19 protein-coding genes, 1 tRNA gene and 1 pseudogene are annotated in these 17,928 nt (G+C 60.5%); 5 read left to right on the top strand and 16 right to left on the bottom strand.

Annotation, left to right across the window (positions count from 1 at the left end):
• Nucleotides 1-71: 71 nt before the first annotated feature.
• From AC6BYQ_RS21035 to prfB, 3 genes are all read right to left on the bottom strand, one after another.
• Nucleotides 72-145: transfer RNA gene (locus AC6BYQ_RS21035), tRNA-Gly, on the bottom strand.
• A 147-nt stretch (nucleotides 146-292) separates the two neighbouring features.
• Complete coding sequence (gene lysS, locus AC6BYQ_RS21030) at nucleotides 293-1,810, bottom strand: lysine--tRNA ligase (RefSeq protein WP_019455668.1); 1,518 nt, start codon at nucleotides 1,808-1,810, stop codon at nucleotides 293-295.
• 9 nt (nucleotides 1,811-1,819) lie between these two features.
• Nucleotides 1,820-2,918, bottom strand: a protein-coding gene (gene prfB / locus AC6BYQ_RS21025) for a peptide chain release factor 2 (protein WP_139285605.1) whose coding sequence is annotated in 2 segments (ribosomal slippage) — nucleotides 1,820-2,842 and nucleotides 2,844-2,918 — 1,098 coding nt in all. Because the reading frame shifts where the segments join, the coding sequence is not laid out codon by codon here.
• A 242-nt stretch (nucleotides 2,919-3,160) separates the two neighbouring features.
• Between prfB and AC6BYQ_RS21020 the strand changes: the two are divergent.
• Nucleotides 3,161-3,244: pseudogene (locus AC6BYQ_RS21020) on the top strand (type II toxin-antitoxin system RelE/ParE family toxin); the annotation flags it as partial.
• Nucleotides 3,237-3,581: a helix-turn-helix domain-containing protein gene (locus AC6BYQ_RS21015; RefSeq protein ID WP_154747451.1), complete on the top strand. Its 345-nt coding sequence runs from the start codon at nucleotides 3,237-3,239 to the stop codon at nucleotides 3,579-3,581. The pseudogene AC6BYQ_RS21020 and the gene AC6BYQ_RS21015, both read left to right, overlap by 8 nt.
• Before the next feature lie 50 nt (nucleotides 3,582-3,631).
• Here the strand turns inward: AC6BYQ_RS21015 and recJ are convergent, their stop codons facing one another.
• The 3 genes from recJ to xerD are packed head-to-tail and all read right to left on the bottom strand — an operon-like array spanning nucleotide 3,632 to nucleotide 7,035.
• Nucleotides 3,632-5,365 carry a single-stranded-DNA-specific exonuclease RecJ gene (recJ, locus tag AC6BYQ_RS21010; protein WP_498057495.1) on the bottom strand — a complete coding sequence of 578 codons (1,734 nt, stop codon included), beginning with the start codon at nucleotides 5,363-5,365 and terminating at the stop codon, nucleotides 3,632-3,634.
• Nucleotides 5,366-5,371: 6 nt separating this feature from the next.
• Nucleotides 5,372-6,088 carry a bifunctional protein-disulfide isomerase/oxidoreductase DsbC gene (dsbC, locus tag AC6BYQ_RS21005; RefSeq protein ID WP_063917967.1) on the bottom strand — a complete coding sequence of 239 codons (717 nt, stop codon included), beginning with the start codon at nucleotides 6,086-6,088 and terminating at the stop codon, nucleotides 5,372-5,374.
• A 26-nt stretch (nucleotides 6,089-6,114) separates the two neighbouring features.
• Nucleotides 6,115-7,035: a site-specific tyrosine recombinase XerD gene (xerD, locus tag AC6BYQ_RS21000; RefSeq protein WP_154747450.1), complete on the bottom strand. Its 921-nt coding sequence runs from the start codon at nucleotides 7,033-7,035 to the stop codon at nucleotides 6,115-6,117.
• 85 nt (nucleotides 7,036-7,120) lie between these two features.
• Between xerD and fldB the strand changes: the two genes are divergently transcribed.
• Complete coding sequence (fldB, locus tag AC6BYQ_RS20995) at nucleotides 7,121-7,639, top strand: flavodoxin FldB (protein WP_019455662.1); 519 nt, start codon at nucleotides 7,121-7,123, stop codon at nucleotides 7,637-7,639.
• Nucleotides 7,640-7,675: 36 nt separating this feature from the next.
• Here the strand turns inward: fldB and creD are convergent, their stop codons facing one another.
• The 5 genes from creD to sdhE all read right to left on the bottom strand — a co-directional run bounded on the left by creD (nucleotide 7,676) and on the right by sdhE (nucleotide 11,900).
• Nucleotides 7,676-9,040, bottom strand: a complete 1,365-nt coding sequence (creD, locus tag AC6BYQ_RS20990; RefSeq protein WP_498057494.1) for a cell envelope integrity protein CreD — start codon at nucleotides 9,038-9,040, stop codon at nucleotides 7,676-7,678.
• An 80-nt stretch (nucleotides 9,041-9,120) separates the two neighbouring features.
• Complete coding sequence (gene creC / locus AC6BYQ_RS20985) at nucleotides 9,121-10,539, bottom strand: two-component system sensor histidine kinase CreC (RefSeq protein WP_498057493.1); 1,419 nt, start codon at nucleotides 10,537-10,539, stop codon at nucleotides 9,121-9,123.
• Entirely contained in the window at nucleotides 10,536-11,231 is a 696-nt protein-coding gene (gene creB / locus AC6BYQ_RS20980) for a two-component system response regulator CreB (RefSeq protein WP_498057492.1), read from the bottom strand. Before creB ends, creC begins: the two co-directional genes overlap by 4 nt.
• On the bottom strand, nucleotides 11,231-11,653 hold the full coding sequence (locus AC6BYQ_RS20975) for a protein YgfX (RefSeq protein WP_019455658.1): 423 nt from the start codon (nucleotides 11,651-11,653) through the stop codon (nucleotides 11,231-11,233). Before AC6BYQ_RS20975 ends, creB begins: the two co-directional genes overlap by 1 nt.
• A complete protein-coding gene (gene sdhE / locus AC6BYQ_RS20970; RefSeq protein WP_019455657.1) occupies nucleotides 11,634-11,900 on the bottom strand; it encodes an FAD assembly factor SdhE in 267 nt (88 codons plus the stop codon). Before sdhE ends, AC6BYQ_RS20975 begins: the two co-directional genes overlap by 20 nt.
• Nucleotides 11,901-12,221: 321 nt before the next feature.
• Between sdhE and ygfZ the strand changes: the two genes are divergently transcribed.
• Nucleotides 12,222-13,214 (top strand): tRNA-modifying protein YgfZ, encoded by a 993-nt coding sequence (ygfZ, locus tag AC6BYQ_RS20965; protein ID WP_154747448.1) that lies wholly within the window; start codon nucleotides 12,222-12,224, stop codon nucleotides 13,212-13,214.
• Between the two features lie 38 nt (nucleotides 13,215-13,252).
• Here ygfZ and AC6BYQ_RS20960 read toward each other — a convergent pair whose 3' ends face one another.
• Together AC6BYQ_RS20960 and trhA are read right to left on the bottom strand one after the other, a co-directional pair.
• Nucleotides 13,253-13,750, bottom strand: coding sequence for a DUF2165 family protein (locus AC6BYQ_RS20960; protein ID WP_435981769.1), 498 nt, complete (start codon nucleotides 13,748-13,750; stop codon nucleotides 13,253-13,255).
• 148 nt (nucleotides 13,751-13,898) lie between these two features.
• Complete coding sequence (gene trhA, locus AC6BYQ_RS20955; RefSeq protein WP_019455655.1) at nucleotides 13,899-14,573, bottom strand: PAQR family membrane homeostasis protein TrhA; 675 nt, start codon at nucleotides 14,571-14,573, stop codon at nucleotides 13,899-13,901.
• A 183-nt stretch (nucleotides 14,574-14,756) separates the two neighbouring features.
• Between trhA and AC6BYQ_RS20950 the strand changes: the two genes are divergently transcribed.
• The gene (locus AC6BYQ_RS20950; protein WP_498057491.1) at nucleotides 14,757-15,365 is read left to right on the top strand and encodes an HD domain-containing protein; all 609 of its coding nucleotides are present in this window, start codon (nucleotides 14,757-14,759) and stop codon (nucleotides 15,363-15,365) included.
• Nucleotides 15,366-15,405: 40 nt separating this feature from the next.
• Here AC6BYQ_RS20950 and rbsK read toward each other — a convergent pair whose 3' ends face one another.
• The 3 genes from rbsK to alsE are packed head-to-tail and all read right to left on the bottom strand — an operon-like array spanning nucleotide 15,406 to nucleotide 17,919.
• Nucleotides 15,406-16,332 carry a ribokinase gene (gene rbsK, locus AC6BYQ_RS20945; RefSeq protein ID WP_498057490.1) on the bottom strand — a complete coding sequence of 309 codons (927 nt, stop codon included), beginning with the start codon at nucleotides 16,330-16,332 and terminating at the stop codon, nucleotides 15,406-15,408.
• On the bottom strand, nucleotides 16,329-17,237 hold the full coding sequence (gene alsK / locus AC6BYQ_RS20940) for an allose kinase (protein WP_197668312.1): 909 nt from the start codon (nucleotides 17,235-17,237) through the stop codon (nucleotides 16,329-16,331). Before alsK ends, rbsK begins: the two co-directional genes overlap by 4 nt.
• Before the next feature lie 10 nt (nucleotides 17,238-17,247).
• On the bottom strand, nucleotides 17,248-17,919 hold the full coding sequence (gene alsE / locus AC6BYQ_RS20935; RefSeq protein ID WP_019455651.1) for a D-allulose 6-phosphate 3-epimerase: 672 nt from the start codon (nucleotides 17,917-17,919) through the stop codon (nucleotides 17,248-17,250).
• Between the last annotated feature and the right edge of the window lie 9 nt (nucleotides 17,920-17,928).

The raw sequence follows: 17,928 nt of genomic DNA, 5'->3' as shown, positions 1-17,928 counted from the left end.
ATGCGGTTCGGTGAGAAATCGTCTTTTCTGAAAGTGGTTATAACTTAATGAAATGATACATAAGGAGATTTTGGAGCGGGTGAAGGGAATCGAACCCTCGTATGCAGCTTGGGAAGCTGCCGTTCTACCATTGAACTACACCCGCATCGGTGTGCGACAGGCATTATAACCGGTTATCGGCGGCGGGCAAGCGGAGATGGCGCGTAACTGTCGATGTTTTAAGCGGTTAAGTCCCGTGGGCGAAAAAAAACCGGCGCAGCTGCCTGCACCGGTTGTTGCACGCTAAACGCGATTACTTCTGCGGGCGCATCGCCGGGAACAGAATCACGTCGCGGATGGTGTGGCTGTTGGTGAACAGCATCACCATGCGGTCGATACCGATGCCCAGGCCGGCAGTCGGCGGCAGGCCGTGCTCCAGCGCCGTGACGTAGTCTTCGTCGTAGAACATCGCTTCGTCGTCGCCGGCGTCTTTGGCGTTCACCTGATCGGCGAAACGCTGCGCCTGGTCTTCGGCGTCGTTCAGCTCGGAGAAGCCGTTGCCGATTTCACGGCCGCCGATGAAGAACTCGAAGCGGTCGGTGATTTCCGGGTTAACGTCGTTGCGGCGCGCCAGCGGCGACACTTCAGCCGGGTACTCGGTGATGAAGGTCGGCTGAATCAGATGGCTTTCCGCCACTTCTTCGAAGATCTCGGTCACGACGCGGCCCAGACCCCAGCTCTTCTCAACCTTGATGCCGATGGATTCGGCGATGGCCACCGCTTTGCCCATGTCGGCCAGATCAGCCAGATCGGTTTCCGGACGGTATTTCTTGATCGCCTCGGTCATGGTCAACTTCTCGAACGGCTTGCCGAAATCGAACACTTCGTCGCCGTACTGCACCTGAGAGGTGCCCAGCACTTTCTCGGTCAGGGTGCGGAACAGGCTCTCGGTCAGTTCGATCAGGTCTTTGTAATCCGCGTAAGCCATGTAGAGTTCCATCATGGTGAACTCTGGGTTATGACGCGGAGAAACGCCTTCGTTGCGGAAGTTGCGGTTGATTTCGAACACGCGCTCAAAGCCGCCGACCACCAGACGCTTCAGATACAGTTCCGGCGCGATGCGCAGGTACATGTCGATATCCAGCGCATTGTGGTGCGTGATGAATGGACGCGCGGACGCGCCGCCCGGGATCACCTGCATCATCGGGGTTTCGACTTCCATGAAGCCGCGTTCCACCATGAAGTTACGGATAGCGGACATCACCTGCGAACGCACTTTGAAAGTGTTGCGCGATTCTTCGTTGGCGATCAGATCCAGATAACGTTGACGGTAACGGGTTTCCTGATCCGCCAGGCCGTGGAATTTGTCCGGCAGCGGGCGCAGCGCTTTGGTCAGCAGACGCAGTTCGGTGCAGTGGATCGACAGTTCGCCGGTCTTGGTTTTGAACAGCTTGCCGCGCGCGCCGAGGATATCGCCCAGGTCCCATTTTTTGAACTGGTCGTTGTACACGCCTTCAGCCAGGTCGTCGCGCGCGACGTACAGCTGAATGCGGCCGCCCACGTCCTGCAGCGTAACGAAGGACGCCTTGCCCATAATGCGGCGAGTCATCATGCGGCCGGCAACGGTCACTTCTACGCCCAGCGCTTCCAGCTCTTCGTTGTCTTTATCGCCGTACGCGGCGTGCAGTTTGTCGGAGGTGGAATCGCGACGGAAGTCGTTCGGGAACGCAATGCCGTTCTCGCGCAGGCCGGCCAGTTTCTCGCGGCGGGACTGCAGTTCGTTATTGAGATCCAGCGCCTGATCGGCGCCCTGTACTTGTTGTTCAGACATTTCTATTCCTCATAACCCGGCTTTCAAACTTGCCTCAATGAATTTATCCAGGTCGCCATCCAGTACGGCCTGCGTGTTACGCGTTTCGACGTTGGTGCGCAAATCCTTGATGCGGGAGTCATCCAGCACGTAAGAACGGATTTGGCTGCCCCAGCCGATGTCGGACTTGTTGTCTTCCATCGCCTGTTTATCAGCATTTTTCTTTTGCATCTCAAACTCGTACAGCTTGGCTCGCAGCTGTTTAAACGCTTGATCCTTGTTCTTATGCTGAGAACGATCGTTCTGGCACTGCACCACGATGTTGGTTGGCAGGTGAGTAATACGTACGGCGGATTCGGTTTTGTTGACGTGCTGACCGCCCGCACCGGAGGCACGGTACACGTCGATGCGCAGATCCGCCGGGTTGATATCGATATCGATATCGTCGTCCACTTCCGGGTAGATGAACACCGAACTGAACGAGGTGTGGCGACGGCCGCCGGAGTCGAACGGGCTCTTGCGCACCAGGCGGTGCACGCCGGTTTCAGTGCGCAACCAGCCGAACGCGTAGTCGCCGATGATCTTGATGGTGGCCGATTTCAGGCCCGCGACGTCGCCGTCGGACTCTTCGATCACTTCGGTTTTGAAGCCTTTGGCTTCGGCCCAGCGCAGGTACATGCGCAGCAGCATACTGGCCCAGTCTTGCGCCTCGGTGCCGCCGGAGCCGGCCTGGATGTCCAGGTAGCAGTCGGCGCTGTCGTATTCGCCGGAGAACATGCGGCGGAATTCCAGCAGCTCAAGCTTGGCGATCAGTTGATCCAGCTCGGCGACCGCTTCGTTGAAGGTCTCTTCATCGTCGGCTTCCACCGCCAGTTCCAGCAGCCCGCTGACGTCTTCGCCGCCCTGCTGCAGTTGATCGATGGTTTCAACGATGGCTTCCAGCGCGGCGCGCTCTTTGCCGAGCGCCTGTGCGCGCTCAGGCTCGTTCCAAACGTCCGGCTGCTCCAGCTCGGCGTTGACTTCTTCTAGGCGTTCCTTCTTGGCATCATAGTCAAAGATACCCCCTAAGAACCGCAGTCCGCTCGGACAGGTCCTGAATTCGGTTTTTTACCGGATTAATTTCAAACATGGTTTCGTTCTTTTACGTTGATGTCGTCGATGGCGGAATGCCATTGGAACCGCTAATTCTAACGGATCCGGGCGGCAGTTTATAGCGAGTTGGTCAGTTTTTGTGGCGATCGGGTAGCAAAGCGGGTGGCAGGATGAGCTGGAATTTCGTCAGCGTTTTATTACTTATGCCCACTACGCCGCTAAGCTGTTCAAGTATTGAGCAAGGTAGCCATTAAGACTATAGTCACCACGATGACTCTCAGGGACTTTCTCGCCATGCCGCCGGAAATTATCAAACGAGCCATCGATAGCGGTTACCTGCGAGAGGTGAAATGCGATGACTGAAAATCGCCTGCTCAGGCTGCAAAAAATGGCGCAACGTTTCCATGAGGTAGGCGCCGTGTCAGACGATACGATGCGCAACATCGATGCGCGCGTACAGGCGCAAGAGCAAAATACCCAGCGTGAACAGCGTGAGCAAATGGACGGTGCACGCATCAAAATGCTGCGCAAGCGGCTTGGCCTAAGCCAGGCCGATCTGGCGGCCGTGGTCAACATGTCGACCACCAGCGTACAAAAATGGGAACGCAACGCGGTAAAACCTCAGGGTTCCGCGCTAAGAATGCTGGAAATTATAGAGCAGAAAGGGGTCGCCAGCCTGATCATCTCGCCACGAAACTGATGGTGCGTTCATGCACCGGCCACTTGCCGGCGCATGAACGCAATTTCACTTCAGCGCGGCCAAAGATGCTGGATCAACAGCTGCACGTTGCGGTTGCCGCGAAACTCATTGACGTCGAGCTTGTAGGCCAATTCCACTTCGCGCACGCTGCTGTCCGGCCACAGCGTGGTGTCCACGTTGAAAGCGATGCCGTCGAGCAGCGGGCCGCCGCCGAGCGGCTCCACCATCAGCTTCAGGTGTTTCTCGCCCACCAACCGCTGCTGCAGAATGCGGAACTTGCCGTCGAAGGTCGGTTCCGGGAACGCCTGGCCCCACGGGCCGCCCTCGCGCAGCAGCTCCGCCGTCGTCAGCGACAGCTCCTGCATCGCCAGTTCGCCGTCAGACCAGATAACCCCTTCCAGCATCGCCGGATCGAGCCACTCCCCCACCAGCTCGCCGAAACGCTGGCGGAACTCGTCGAATTTGGCTTCTTCCAGCGACAGCCCGGCCGCCATCGCGTGGCCGCCGAACTTCATCATCAGCCCAGGGTTCAGCATATCCAGCCGCTCCAGCGCGTCGCGCATGTGCAGGCCGGGCACCGAACGGCCTGAGCCTTTCAGGATGCCGTCGCCCGCCGGCGCGAACGCGATCACCGGACGGTGGAAACGCTCTTTGATACGCGAAGCGAGGATGCCCACCACGCCCTGATGCCATTCCGGGTGATACATCGCCAACCCGTAAGGCAGCTCGGTGCTGGTGCGCTCCAGCTGATCGCACAGCTGCAAGGCCTCCACCTGCATGCCCTGCTCGATTTCGCGGCGCGTCTGATTCAACGCATCGAGATCGTTGGCCAGTATGCGCGCCTGAGCAATGTCGTCGCTCAGCAACAGCGCCACGCCGATCGACATGTCGTCCAGCCTGCCGGCGGCGTTGAGCCGTGGGCCGAGGGCGAAACCGAGATCGTTGGCTGCCAGTTGGCGGGCGTCGCGGTTGGCCACTTCAAGCAGCGCGCGGATGCCTGGGCGGCATTTGCCGGCGCGGATGCGGTTTAACCCCTGGTACACCAGAATGCGGTTGTTGGCGTCCAGCGGCACCACGTCGGCCACGGTGCCCAGCGCCACCAGATCCAGCAGTTCCGCCAGATTGGGCATCGCCAGGACGCGCTGCTCGAACCAGCCGCTCTCCCGCAGGCGGGCGCGCAGCGCCAGCATCAGATAGAACGCGACGCCCACCCCGGCCAACGACTTGGACGGGAAGGCGCAGCCGCGCAGGTTGGGATTGACGATCGCTTCGGCCGCCGGCAGGGTCTCGCCCGGCAGGTGGTGATCGGTCACCAGCACTTGCATGCCCTTGGCGTGCGCCACGTCGACGCCGGCGTGGGAAGAGATGCCGTTATCGACGGTGACGATCAGCTCCGCGCCGCGCGCCGCCGCCTGTTCCACCACTTCGGGGCTCAGGCCGTAACCGTCTTCGAAGCGGTTCGGCACCAGATAGTCGACGGCAGCGCCGCCCATGCTGCGCAGCGCCAACACCGTCAGCGCAGTGCTGGTGGCGCCGTCGGCGTCGAAATCGCCCACCACCATGATGCGGCGGCCGTCAGCCAGCGCCTGTTGCAGCAGGCTGACCGCGGCGTCGATGCCGTCCAGCTGTTGCCAGGGCAGCATGCCCTTGACGCCGCGCTCCAGCTCTTGCTCAGCCTGCACGCCGCGCAGGGCGTAAAGCCGCCGCAGCAACGGCGGCAAACTGGCGGGCAGATGCGTGTCGTCCGCCGCCGGGCGGCGGCGTAGTTGCGTTTTGATACTCACCGGCGATTAACCACCGGCTTTGGTAGCGGCCTGGTGCGCGTCCAGCATGGCGGCCATCTCTTTCGGCCCCTGATAGCCTGGAATCATCATGCCGTTTTCCAGGATGATCGCCGGCGTGCCCTGAATGCCGAACTGCACGCCCAGCTCGTAATGCTTGCTGATGTCGGTTTTGCAGGTCGCCGGGGAGATGGCGTCGCCCTTCATGGCGGCGTCAAACGCCTTGGCCTTGTCGGCGGTGCACCAGATTGACTTCATGTCTTTTTCAGCCTGGGAGGCCAGCCCCTGGCGCGGGAACGCCAGGTAGCGCACGGTGATGCCCAGATCGTTGTACTCTTTCATCTGCTGGTGCAGCTTGTGGCAGTACCCGCAGGTGATGTCGGTGAACACGGTGATCACGTGTTTTTCTTTCGGCGCCTTGTAAACGATCATCTGATCTTTCAGCGCGTCCAGCTTGGTGCTCAGCAGCTGATTGGTCACGTTGACCGGCTCTTTGCCGCTGACGTCGAACAGCGGGCCTTGCAGAATGTGCTTGCCGTCTTCGGAAGCGTACAGCACGCCGCTGTCGGTCAGCACCGTTTTCAGGCCGGCGACCGGCGAAGGCTGCACGTCCGCCTGCTGGATGCCCAGACCGGCGAGCGCTTTTTTGATCGCTGCATCATCGGCATGGGCGGCGCCGGCCACCGAAGCCACCAGCAGAGAAAGCAGCATTAAACCTTTTTTCATTGTTCCAATCCTTTCGAACCCGCCGCTCAGGCGCGCGGGTGATGCTGTTGATGTAGCTGTTTCAGTCGTTCGGTCGCTACATGAGTATAAATTTGCGTGGTCGAGAGATCGCTGTGCCCTAACAACATCTGTACGACACGGAGATCGGCCCCATGGTTCAGCAAATGGGTGGCGAACGCGTGCCGCAGCACGTGCGGCGACAGACGCTCGCTGTCGATGCCTGCAAGGATCGCATAGTGTTTGATGCGATGCCAGAACGTCTGTCGGGTCATTTGCTGGCAGCGGGTGCTGGGGAACAGCACATCCAGCGTCTGGCCGTTGACCAGCCAAGGGCGGCCATGCTCCAGATAATTTTCGATCCAGTAAACCGCCTCTTCGCCCAGCGGCACCAGCCGCTCCTTGTTGCCCTTGCCGATCACCCGCACCACGCCCTGGCGCAGGCTGACGTCGCTGATGCTCAGCCCCACCAGTTCGGAAACTCGCAGCCCGGTGGCGTACAGCACTTCGAGCATCGCCTTGTCGCGCAGCTCCAGCGGCTGATCGACGCAGGGCGCCTGCAGCAGCGCATCGACCTGCGCCTCGCTCAGATCCTTCGGCAAACGCTGCGGCAGCTTGGGGGAAGCCAGCTGCGCAGTGGGATCGTCGGCACGCAGTTTTTCGCGGTACAGATACTGAAACAGGCGACGCATGGCGCTCAGCAAGCGCGCGGAACTGGTGGCCTTGTAGCCGCCGTCCACCCGCTCGGCGAGAAACGCCTGCAGATCCAACGCCTGCGCCTGCAGCAAGGTGGTGTTTTGCTGGCCAAGCCAGGCGCCCAGGGCCTGTAAATCCAGCCGGTAAGAGGCCAGCGTATTTTCCGCCAGATTGCGCTCAAGCCACAGCGCATCCAGGAATTGTTCAATCAGCGCATTGTCTTGCTGTTGCACGCGGTCCTCTCTTTGTTGCATTTCCACCCGCGCCATTATGCCTTAAGCCGGCGCAAATCAGGTATACTCGCTGCAATTCTCTAAACAGCAACGTAACGGTTTACACATGAAGATTGGTCTGTTTTACGGCTCCAGCACCTGCTACACCGAGATGGCGGCGGAAAAAATCCGTGAGATTCTGGGTGAGGACCTGGTCGACCTGCACAACCTGAAAGACGTCTCGCCCAAGCTGATGGAGGAGTATTCCATTCTGATCCTCGGCATCCCAACCTGGGATTTCGGCGAGTTGCAGGAAGATTGGGAAGCGATCTGGCCGCAGCTGCCGGCGCTGGATCTGAAAGGCAAGATCGTCGCCATGTACGGCATGGGCGATCAGCTCGGTTACGGTGAATGGTTCCTCGACGCGCTGGGCATGCTGCACGATCACATCGCGCCGCTGGGCGTACAGTTCATCGGCTTCTGGCCGACTGAGGGCTTCGAGTTCACCAGCCCCAAACCGCTGAGCGCCGACGGCAAACACTTCGTCGGCCTGGCGCTCGATGAGGTCAACCAATACGATCTGAGCGAAGAGCGCCTGCAGCAATGGTGCGAACAGATCCTGTTGGAAATGGAGCCGCTGCTGTAACCGCTATCGGGCGCTCAACGCGCCCGATTTCCCCGCTTATTTCCACAGCCGGAAACGTGGTTCTTCTTCGCTGGCAGGCATTTCCTTTGTCAGACGCGCCGGATCGGCCACCTGATACCAGTCCAACTTGCGCGTCAACAGCATGATGCCCGCCAGAATGGCGAACAGCAGCCCTGCCCCCAGCACCAACGCATTGTCCTCCGACTGCAATAGCAAATAGAGCACGCCGTACAACAACAATAAGCTCGCGGCGAACAGCGCACCGCGCAACTTGCCGCGCAGTACTGCGCTCAGATAGAAGGCGATCAGCCCGCTGCAGGCGATGCTGGCCGCCAGGTAAGCGAGAGCGAACCCCAGGTGTTCGGAAAAGGCCAGCAGAATCAGGTAGAACAGCACCAGCGCCGCACCGACCAACAGATATTGAATCGGGTGCACTCGCAGCCCGGTCAGGGTTTCGAACAGGAAGAACGCCATAAACGTCAGCCCGATAAACAGCAGCGCGTATTTGACTGCGCGCTCGGTCAGCTGATAGTGATCGACCGGTTCGACCAGGCTGGCGCTGAAGGCCGGCAGCTTATCCTCGTCGATAATGCCATCATCGTAATAGAACGCACTGTTGATGTTGTTGGCAAACCAGGTGCTGCGCCAGCGAGCGCTAAACCCCTGCTCCGTCACCTTGCGTTCGTCCGGCAGGAAGTTGCCGAGGAAATTCGGATGCGGCCAGTTGCTTTGCAACTGCAGTTCGCTGCTGCGCCCCAGCGGCACCAGCGACAGGCTGCTGGTGCCCGCCAGCGTCAGGGTGAAATCGGCGTTCAGTCCCTCTTTTTGTTGCAGCGCCGCCAGCGTCAGCGGTGCGTGGATCCCCTGGCGCAACGATCCCACACCGGTGCCCGGCTCAAAGGCCACCGGCTGCGGTGTTGCCAGCGGGGAAATGCTCTTGATGCCGCGAGAGTCGCTCAGCGCTACCAGTAAGAACGGCTGGCCGACGGTCACGTTGGCGCGTTGCAAATCCGTCAGCTCAGGCTGACCGAAACGCACCTTGAAGTTCAGCGGCCCTTGGTAAACCTGCGTCTGATAAATACCCAGCTTGCGCACCTCCACATTCGGCGCCCCCTGCACCTGAAGCGACTCCGGCAACAAATAGCGGTAATGCTGCACCCGCTGCACCACCGTTTGCCCTTTCTCGTCTTTCTTCTCTTCTCGTTCGACATAAGGAATGACAATCAACGGGCCGAGCACGCGCTGTGCCCCGCTGGTGCTGTCGCTCACCTGCCCGACCACGCTTTGCCGATAGCCGCTGCGTTCGTCGATCACGCTCATCAGCTGGGCGATGGGAATCAACATCACCAACATCAATCCCAGCAACGTGGTTATTTTCCAGAAAAGTACCGATTTCATCATGCTCACTCCTTGTAGGTAATGAGGTCACGATAAAACCCGCAGGTGAAATCAGAATGTGGTTATGTGAAGGGAAGGTGAAGTCACAGCGATAACATGAACGTCGCTTCCAGCCCGTGCGGCCGGCGGTTGCGCAGGTGAATGCCGCCATGATGCAGACGGGCGACTTCCTGCACGAAGTTCAGGCCCAGCCCGCTGCTTTTCGGGCGTTCGGCGCGCGGCAGCGAATAAAAACGCTCGAACACCTTATCGAGCGCATAGTCAGGAATGCCGCTGCCGTCGTCGCAGACGCTAATGCAGTAATGCTGTTCCCGCCGTTCGCCTCGCACGCTGACGCAACCGCCCGGCGGGGTAAAGTCGATCGCGTTGTCCAGCAGGTTGGTCAGCGCCTGGCTGATCAGCAACGCATCGCCGTTCAGCGTCACCTCCGCCAACGTCTCCAGTTGCAACCTGACGCCGCGCTGCGTCGCCTGCGCCTCTTTGCCCGCCACCGCCTGGTCGATCAACGCCGCGATAGCGATGGGCGCCGTCTCCATTTCAGGCCGGCTCTCCAGCCGCGCCTGCACCAGCAGTTTATCCACCAGCTGCTGGATACGCGCGCTTTGCTGCTCGATGTTGGTGAGAAAACGCCGGGCGGTTTCCGGCGGCGGCAGTTCCTGCAACAGCTCCGCCGCGCCCCTGATCGCCGCCAACGGGCTTTTCAACTCATGCGTCAGGGTATGCGCATACTGTTCGATATAAGCTTTGCCTTCCAGCTTAAGGCGCATGCTCTCCAACGCCTGCGCCAGTTGCGTCAGCTCCTTGCCGCCCACTTTGGGCAGCGGCGCGTTTTCCCCCTGCGCCACTCCGTCTGCATAGCGCACCAGCCGGCCTATCGAACGGTTGATCCACCACACAAATACCGCCCCGATCAGCAACGCGATCCCCAGCAGCAATGCACCGGCCCACAGAATGCGCCGTTCGCTGCGTTTGATCACCGGCGCCATGGTGCTGTTGGGTTTGCCCACGGTGAGCACACCGATAATGCGCCCTTGTTCTATCACCGGCGCGGCCACATACATCACCGAACTGTTTTCATCCTGCGGATCGCTGCGGGTGCTGCGGGCGCCGTACTGGCCGCGCAGCGTTCGATAAACGTCATTCCAGCGCGAATAATCCTGCCCCAGCGCGCGACCGGCGGAATCGAAGATGACCCTGCCCCGCGCATCGGTAAGATAGACGTGGTATTCACTGCGATCCTTGCGGATGCCGGAAATGTTGGCGCCGATCGGCCGCTGATTCAGCTGCATAAACGCCTGCGCCAGTTGGCCATGCGCCGCATCGCCGCGCTGCATGTCCTGACGGGCGATCTGCGCCAGCAGGTTGGCGGTGTCCACCAGCGTGCCTTCGGTAGCGCGCCGCACGCCGGGCTTAACTTCCTGGACGAAAATGCTCAGCACGAAATACCCGGCCACCGCCACGATCAGAAAATATCCCAGCAGCAGACGCAGGCCAATTTTCATGGCTGGCGGCTCACGCTGTAGCCCAATCCCCGGTGGGTGTGGATCGGCGGTTCACCCGGCTCAACCGCACGCAGCTTGGCACGCAGCGTTTTGATGTGGGTATCGACGGTGCGATCCAGGCTTTCTTCCGCCTGCGCCCAGACGCTTTCCATCAGTTGCTGCCGCGAGAACACCCGTCCGGGTGCCAACAGCAGAGTTTTCAGCAGCAGGTATTCGTAACGGGTCAGCGGCAGCGGCCGCTGGTGATAGCAGATGATGGCGGCGTCTTCGTCGAGGACGAAAGCGCCGAAATGGTAGAGCGCGCTCTGGTGCAGGCGCTGCTGCTTATGCAGGCGGCGCAAAATGGTACGCACCCGGGCGCTGACCTCGCGAGGGGAGAACGGTTTGGCAACATAGTCATCGGCACCGATCTCCAGCCCGATCAGGCGATCCACTTCATCACTGCGGGCGGTAAGAAACAGAATCGGCAGATCGGCCGCCTGAGCCAGCAGGCGGCGGCACAATTCAAAGCCGTTGATATCCGGCAAACCGACATCGAGGATAGCGAGCGCGGGCGCGCCCTGCGCCAGCGCCTGCAACGCCGGCTCTGCGCGTTCGAACCAGCGCACCTCGAAGCCTTCGCTCTCCAGCGTGTAAACCAGCGTATCGGCAATGCTGGGTTCATCTTCCACCAACCAGAGTACGGGTTTCATCAGTGCTCCTCGCCGTCACCCGCCGGAGGATACAGCAACAGCTGCCGCAGATGGCGCCACTCCTCCTTACCCATGCAGTCGGAAGCCAGCCACAGCCGGCGGCGCTTTTTGCCCTCCATCGGCTGCAGCGTCAACAGCATGCCGTAGCCCGGCATCCAGGGTTTTTTCGCCAGCTGCCATTCGCGGCCGTGCCAGCTGAAGCGCCGGTCGGCCAGCAGCCGCAGTTCACCCTGCACCGCCGCGATGCGCTTCTGGCTGCGAATGCACTGAAACACCACCAGCGTCAGCAGCACCAGCCAGAGCGGGCCAAAGCCTTCCGGCCAGGGCGAAATCAGGATCAGCAGGATCAGAACCCCGTGGGTCAACAGGGAAAACAGCTGGGTGCGCCAGGAAATGCGGATATCACATCGCCACTGGGCCACGGTCTTTATTTCGCGTTTGGATCAGGGTCACCATTCTTTGCAGCTCGCTGTCCTGCGGCGCGCCATGATTCATCAGCCAGTTGAACAAATCGGGATCGTCGCACTCCAGCAGGCGGATGAACAACGCCTTGTCCGCGTCATTCAGGCTGTCGTATTCGTATTCGAAGAACGGCATGATGGAGATGTCCAGCTCGCGCATGCCACGGCGGCAAGCCCAGTGAATACGTGCTTTGTTGTTAATATCCATGTTGTTATGACTCACCTCTTTTCAGCGCGGCAGCGCCAGCGCAGGGTTCAAATGACACACTGTATGGCAACGCCGTCGCAATATAATTCCATCAGCCGGGGGATCTGTCTGCAAGGGCGCCCTGGCCGCAAGCCTATAGAGTAACAATTTGACATACACGCCGGGAAGCCGCTTGGAGGTGGAAAACGCAATAAAGCGCAAAATGCCAAAAAAAGCGCCCCCCGGCACCGCGGCGCGAATAACAGTTTGCAAAGCCCGCCGCCTCTTTTACCATGGGTTCAATACCCTTCAGGTAAGCTAAACGTTGAGCAGGAACTTACTATGGCGCATAACATTCCATTCCCACCCCGTCAGCCCTCCGCTTCCACCCATCTTCCCCTGACGCTGATCTCGCTGGAAGATTGGGCGCTGGTGACGCTGAACGGGCCGGACACGGTGAAATATCTTCAGGGCCAGGTGACGGCGGACATCGACGCGCTGGCGGCCGATCAACACGTGCTGTGCGCCCACTGCGACGCCAAGGGCAAAATGTGGAGCAACCTGCGTCTGTTCCGCCGTGGCGAAGGCTTCGCCTATCTGGAGCGCCGCAGCGTGCTGGACAGCCAGCTGGCTGAAATCAAAAAATATGCGGTGTTCTCCAAAGTCACCATCGCCGCCGACAATGACGCGGTGTTGCTGGGCGTCGCCGGTTTCCAGGCGCGCGCCGCGCTGGCGGGCCTGTTCGCCACGCTGCCGAGCGCCGAGCACCCGGTGGTGCAGGAAGGCGAGACCACGCTGCTGCACTTCAATGCGCCGGCGGAGCGTTTTCTGCTGGTGACTCGCCCCGCCGTTGCCGAACAGCTGATCGGCAAACTGCACGATCAGGCGGAGCTGAATGACAGCGGCCAGTGGCTGGCGCTGGAGATCGAGGCCGGTTATCCGGTTATCGACGCCGCCAACAGCGCGCAGCTGATCCCACAGGCCACCAACCTCCAGGCGCTGGAAGGCATCAGCTTCAGCAAGGGCTGCTATACCGGTCAGGAGATGGTGGCGCGCGCCAAGTTCCGCGGCGCCAATAAGCGTGCGCTCTACTGGCTGGAAGGTAAAGCCGCCCGCGCCCCGCAGGCGGCGGAAGATCTGGAGCTGCAGCTGGGGGAAAACTGGCGCCGCACCGGCACCGTACTGGCGTCGAGTCAGTTGGCCGACGGCACGCTGTGGGTGCAGGTGGTGATGAACAACGATCTGGATGCCGACAGCAAGCTGCGGGTACGCGACGATGCCGCCAGCCAGCTGGCGATCAAACCGTTGCCCTACTCGCTGGCCGAAGAGAAATAACCCGCCGGCCGCAGGTGCCCTGCCTGCGGCCGTCTTAACTACTCGTCCAACTCCCCATCGCGCTGCACCAGGTAGATCAGCACCAGGATGATGGTGACGAAGAAGCGAAACGCGCTCGGCACACCGTTCCATTGCTGCGACATCCACATGCCGAACCACTCCCCCCCAATCGACATAAAACCGACCTGCCAGGTAAGGAAGCCCAGCGTCAGGCCCGCTACCGCCCATTGTTTTCGGCCGTTGAAAGCTTTGGCAGGCAGTTTCAGGCCGCCCAGCAGGCGCAGGCCGCCAATCCAACACAGCAGCGCGGTCAGACTCTCCAGCGCAATGATGAAAATATAGCCGGCGTGATGCAGCCACGGCGTCTGTATCGAGCGGTAGCCGATAGTGGCGTCGGGGAAAAGAGTGTCCATCATAAAGACGTGGCGCACGAAGGCGAAATTGGAGCCGTAGTCGGTGAGGTTACCGAAGGCCACCAGCGAAGCAAACAAGGCGATAGCGCAGACCAGCAGCGCTTTGGATAAGCGAACGATCATCGTAATGAGTCCTGAACAGGTTAGAGAAAGAGTATGCGGGCTCAGAAATGAAAGAACGGGCTTGCTGGATACCCGAAAGAAGCAAGCGCCTCTTTTTTAAAACAAAAGAGGCGCCTGTTCAATACGCATTCAGATGTAGCGGCAACGCTTAGACGTACAGGTAGATCGCCATGAAGTGGCAGGCGCTGCCGCCGAGCACGAAGCCGTGCCAGATGGCGTGGCCAAAGCGAATGCGCTTGGAGGCGTAGAAAATCACGCCCAGGGTGTAGACCACTCCGCCGATCGCCAGCAGCGTGACGCCGCCGGCCTCCAGCCGCGTAACCAGCTGATAAATCACGATCAGCGACAGCCAGCCCATCGTCAGGTAGGTCACCAGCGACAACGCTTCAAAACGGTGGGCGAAGGCCAGCTTGAACAGTACGCCAAGCAGCGCCAACCCCCAGATTACCGCCATCAGGCCCTTCGCCAGCGGCGAATCCAGCCCTACCAGCAAGAACGGGGTGTAAGTGCCGGCAATCAGGAGATAAATGGCGCAGTGGTCAAATTTTTTCAGCCAATGCTTGGCCTTTTGATGCGGAATCGCATGGTACAGCGTAGAAGCGAGAAACAGCAGGATCATGCTGCCGCCATACAGGCTATAACTGGTGATGGCCGTCGCATCGGCGCCGGTATTCACCGCCTGCACCAGCAGCAACACCAGGCCGACAATACCGAACACCAGCCCGATGCCGTGGCTGATGCTGTTGGCGATCTCTTCCGCCCACGGATAAGCCGCGGCGACGATCTTATCGGCCCCGGTTTTCACTACGTCCGTTTTCCCCATAACGCGCAACCCCTCAAAATGCCCTGCTTTGTGCGAAATTAACGCAAAGCAGCTTAACTGAGAATAATTCCAGTGTACACGTGTACGCTAAAATAAAAATGTGAACGCGTGTAACCATCGAAATCCCCCGCCCGCTGGTCTACAATCGTCAGGCTTCAACCCACCCACCTTGAGGTTTACACCATGTCATCCGCTGTACCCGCGTTAGATTTCGGTTCAATGACCCAGGTCATCCAGTTCCTGATGGAAATCGATAAGTTGAAAGGCGTACAACGCCGCACCAAGGTACTGGGCACCCAGCGCCAGGAAAACTCCGCCGAACACAGCTGGCATTTCGCCATCGCCGCCATGAGTCTGGCACCCTACGCCGGTAATGACGTAGACATTCAGCGCGTGATCCAGATGGCGCTGCTGCATGACATCGTGGAAATCGACGCCGGCGACGTGCTGGTCTACGATCTGGCGGCCCGCGCGGCGATCCACGATCAGGAAGTGGCGGCGGCACACCGTCTGTTCGGCATGTTGCCGGAGGCTCAGCGCGAGTATTTCACCGCTTTATGGCAGGAATATGAAGACGGCGAAAGCGCCGATGCGCGCTTTGCCTTACTGCTGGATCGCACCATGCCGATGCTGATGAACCTGCACAACGAAGGCCAGAGCTGGGTAGAAAACGGCATCAGCCTGGAGCAGGTGCTGGCGCGCAATGCATCGATCGCTGACGTGCACCCCGAGCTGTGGCACCACATGGAGCAACATCTGCGGGATGCGCAGCGCAAAGGCTGGTTGAAGTAAGGGGACCGGGCTGCCGCCTCTGCGCCGCAGCCCGTCGCCGTCACGCGCACACCCGTTGGCGCGCCAGCGCCTCGTCATAGCTCGGCATCGACACCGCCGCTCCTGCTCGCTCCACGCAGACCGCCGCATAGGCGGCGGCGAAGCGCACCGCCTCGGCTAACGGCACCTGATTCGCCAACTGCGCCGCCAGGGCGCCGTTAAACGCATCGCCCGCGCCGGTAGTGTCTTTCGGCTGTGCCGGAAACGCCGGGATCAGCTCGCTGCGCTCCCCGTCCGAGAACAACGCCCCCTGCGTGCCCAGCGTCACGATCAGCAAGCGAATGCCCTTGGCGTGCAGCACCTGCGCCGCCTGCCGCGCTGAAGCCTCATCCCGCACCGGCACGCCGGTCAGCAACGTGCATTCGGTGGCGTTGGGCGTCAGCAGATCGACCTGCGCCAGCAGGCTGTCCGGCACCGGCTGAAACGGCGCCGGGTTAAGAATGATGAACGTCCGCGCCTCACGGGCGATAGCGATCACCTGCTCGATCGCCGGCAGGTTGTTCTCCAGCTGGGTCAGCAGAATATCCGCCGCGGCAATCGCCGGCCGGCACTGGCGCACCTCATCGTCGCTGACCGTCAGATTGGCGCCGGGATCGACGGCGATCATGTTCTCCGCATCCTCGCCGGCAACGTAGATAAGCGCATTGCCGGTCGGGCAATCGCCGGTCGAGAACAGCGTCACCGCATCGAAGCCAGCGGCGGCGAGATGACGCCGGGCGAAGGTGCCGAAGTCGTCGCGCCCCACCTTGCCGATATAATGCACCCGCGCCCCGGCGCGCAGCGCGGCGGTGGCCTGATTGGCGCCCTTGCCGCCCGCCCCCATCATGCTGTTGCGAGCAATCAGCGATTCGCCGGGCTGCGGAAAGCGCGCCATGCCGGCGACGATATCCAGGTTGAACGAACCGAACACGCAAACTTTGCCTTTCATTGCTGATACTCCCTGCTCAATTGGAGGTGGCGCCGGGCGGCCAGACAGGCGCCTTTGCTGCCGGTTTCATCGCTGAGGCGGCTGACGGAGATCGTCAGCCCCTGTGCCGGCTGCGGCCCGCGCAAATGGCGGCGGATCTCTTGCTCCAGCTGCGCCAACGGAAAACCGCTCATGGCGATCACGCCGCCGCCCAGGATCAGCCGCTCTGGATCGAGCACGTTCATTTCGATGGCGATGGTCTGCGCCAATCGATCGACGAAGCGGCGCAGATCCGGATGATCGCCGTGGCATTCGAACAGCCGCTCGAACGGCGTTTGCGGCGCGTTGGCGCGCGCCCAGCCGGTCAGCCAGTGGCCGGAGGTCAGGCTCTCGACGCAGCCTCGTTTGCCGCACGGGCATTCACCCTGATGGCCTGGCCAGGGAATGTGCCCCAGCTCGCCGGCGGCGCCGTGCGCCCCGTGGTAAAAATCACCGTTCAGCCACAGGCTGTTGCCCATGCCGGTGCCCAGATACAGCCCCACTGCCACCTGCGGCAGCGCCGGCAGCTGCTGCAGATCCCACCACAACAGGTGGTTGACGTCCTTGTCCATTCGCACCGGCAGCGCCAGCCGTTCGCTCAATAACGCCGCCACCGGCTGGGCATCCAGCGCCGGGATAAACGGCAACGACAACACCCGAGAACGATCGCGGCTGAGGATCCCCGGCAGCCCCAGCATCACCTGCACCACCTGACGATCCTCGCAATGCCGGGCGATAAGATCGCCCAACGCCGCCAGCGGATCGGCCTGTTGCGCCCAATCGGCGGTCGCTATCTTGCGGTAACCGCTGAACTCGCCTTCATCATCCATCAACAGCAGGCGGGTATTGGTGCCGCCGACGTCAACGCCAAGAAAATGCCGCATCATATCCCCCGCCTCAGGCCGCTTGCCGCATCTGATCCAGCATCTTTTCCCACGCCGTTTCCAGATCCGGATCGAGGTTGAACAGCCCGGAACTGCCGACGATCAACACTTCCGCACCGGCGCCCATCAGATCGCGGTAGGTGCGCTGGTTGCAGGATCCATCTATTTCGATCAGATAGTTCAGATCCTGTTGGCGTTTCAGATCGCGCAATTGGCGGATCTTTTCCAGCATTTCAGGAATGAACGGCTGCCCGGCATAGCCCGGATCGACGGTCATCACGGTGACTTTATCCAGCAGATGAATATAGTGGCGGATAAACTCCACCGGCGTGGCCGGGTTCAGCACCACCCCCACTTTTTTGCCCAGCGCGCGGATTTGGTTAATTACCCGGAACGCGTCGCGGTTGATGGTTTCGGCGTGCGGACAGATAAAATCCGCGCCGGCGCGGGCGATAGGGTCGATAAAATCGGTCGGATTCTCCACCATCAGATGCACGTCCAGCAGCAACGAGGTGTGCGGCCGGATCTGTTCGATAAAGAACGGCGACAGCGTGATGTTTTTAACGTAGTGCCCGTCCATGATGTCGATGTGCAACATATCGGCGCGGCGGTTCAGCACCGCCAATTGCTGCCGAATATCCATCAGGTTCATGCACATCAGTGAAGGTGAAATCTGGTATTTCATTAGCGTTAT

It is taken from the genome of Serratia sp. LTN-2 (assembly GCF_059740205.1).
The sequence above is the reverse complement of the archived record's forward strand: the minus strand, read 5'-3'. Positions and strand labels throughout refer to the sequence as shown.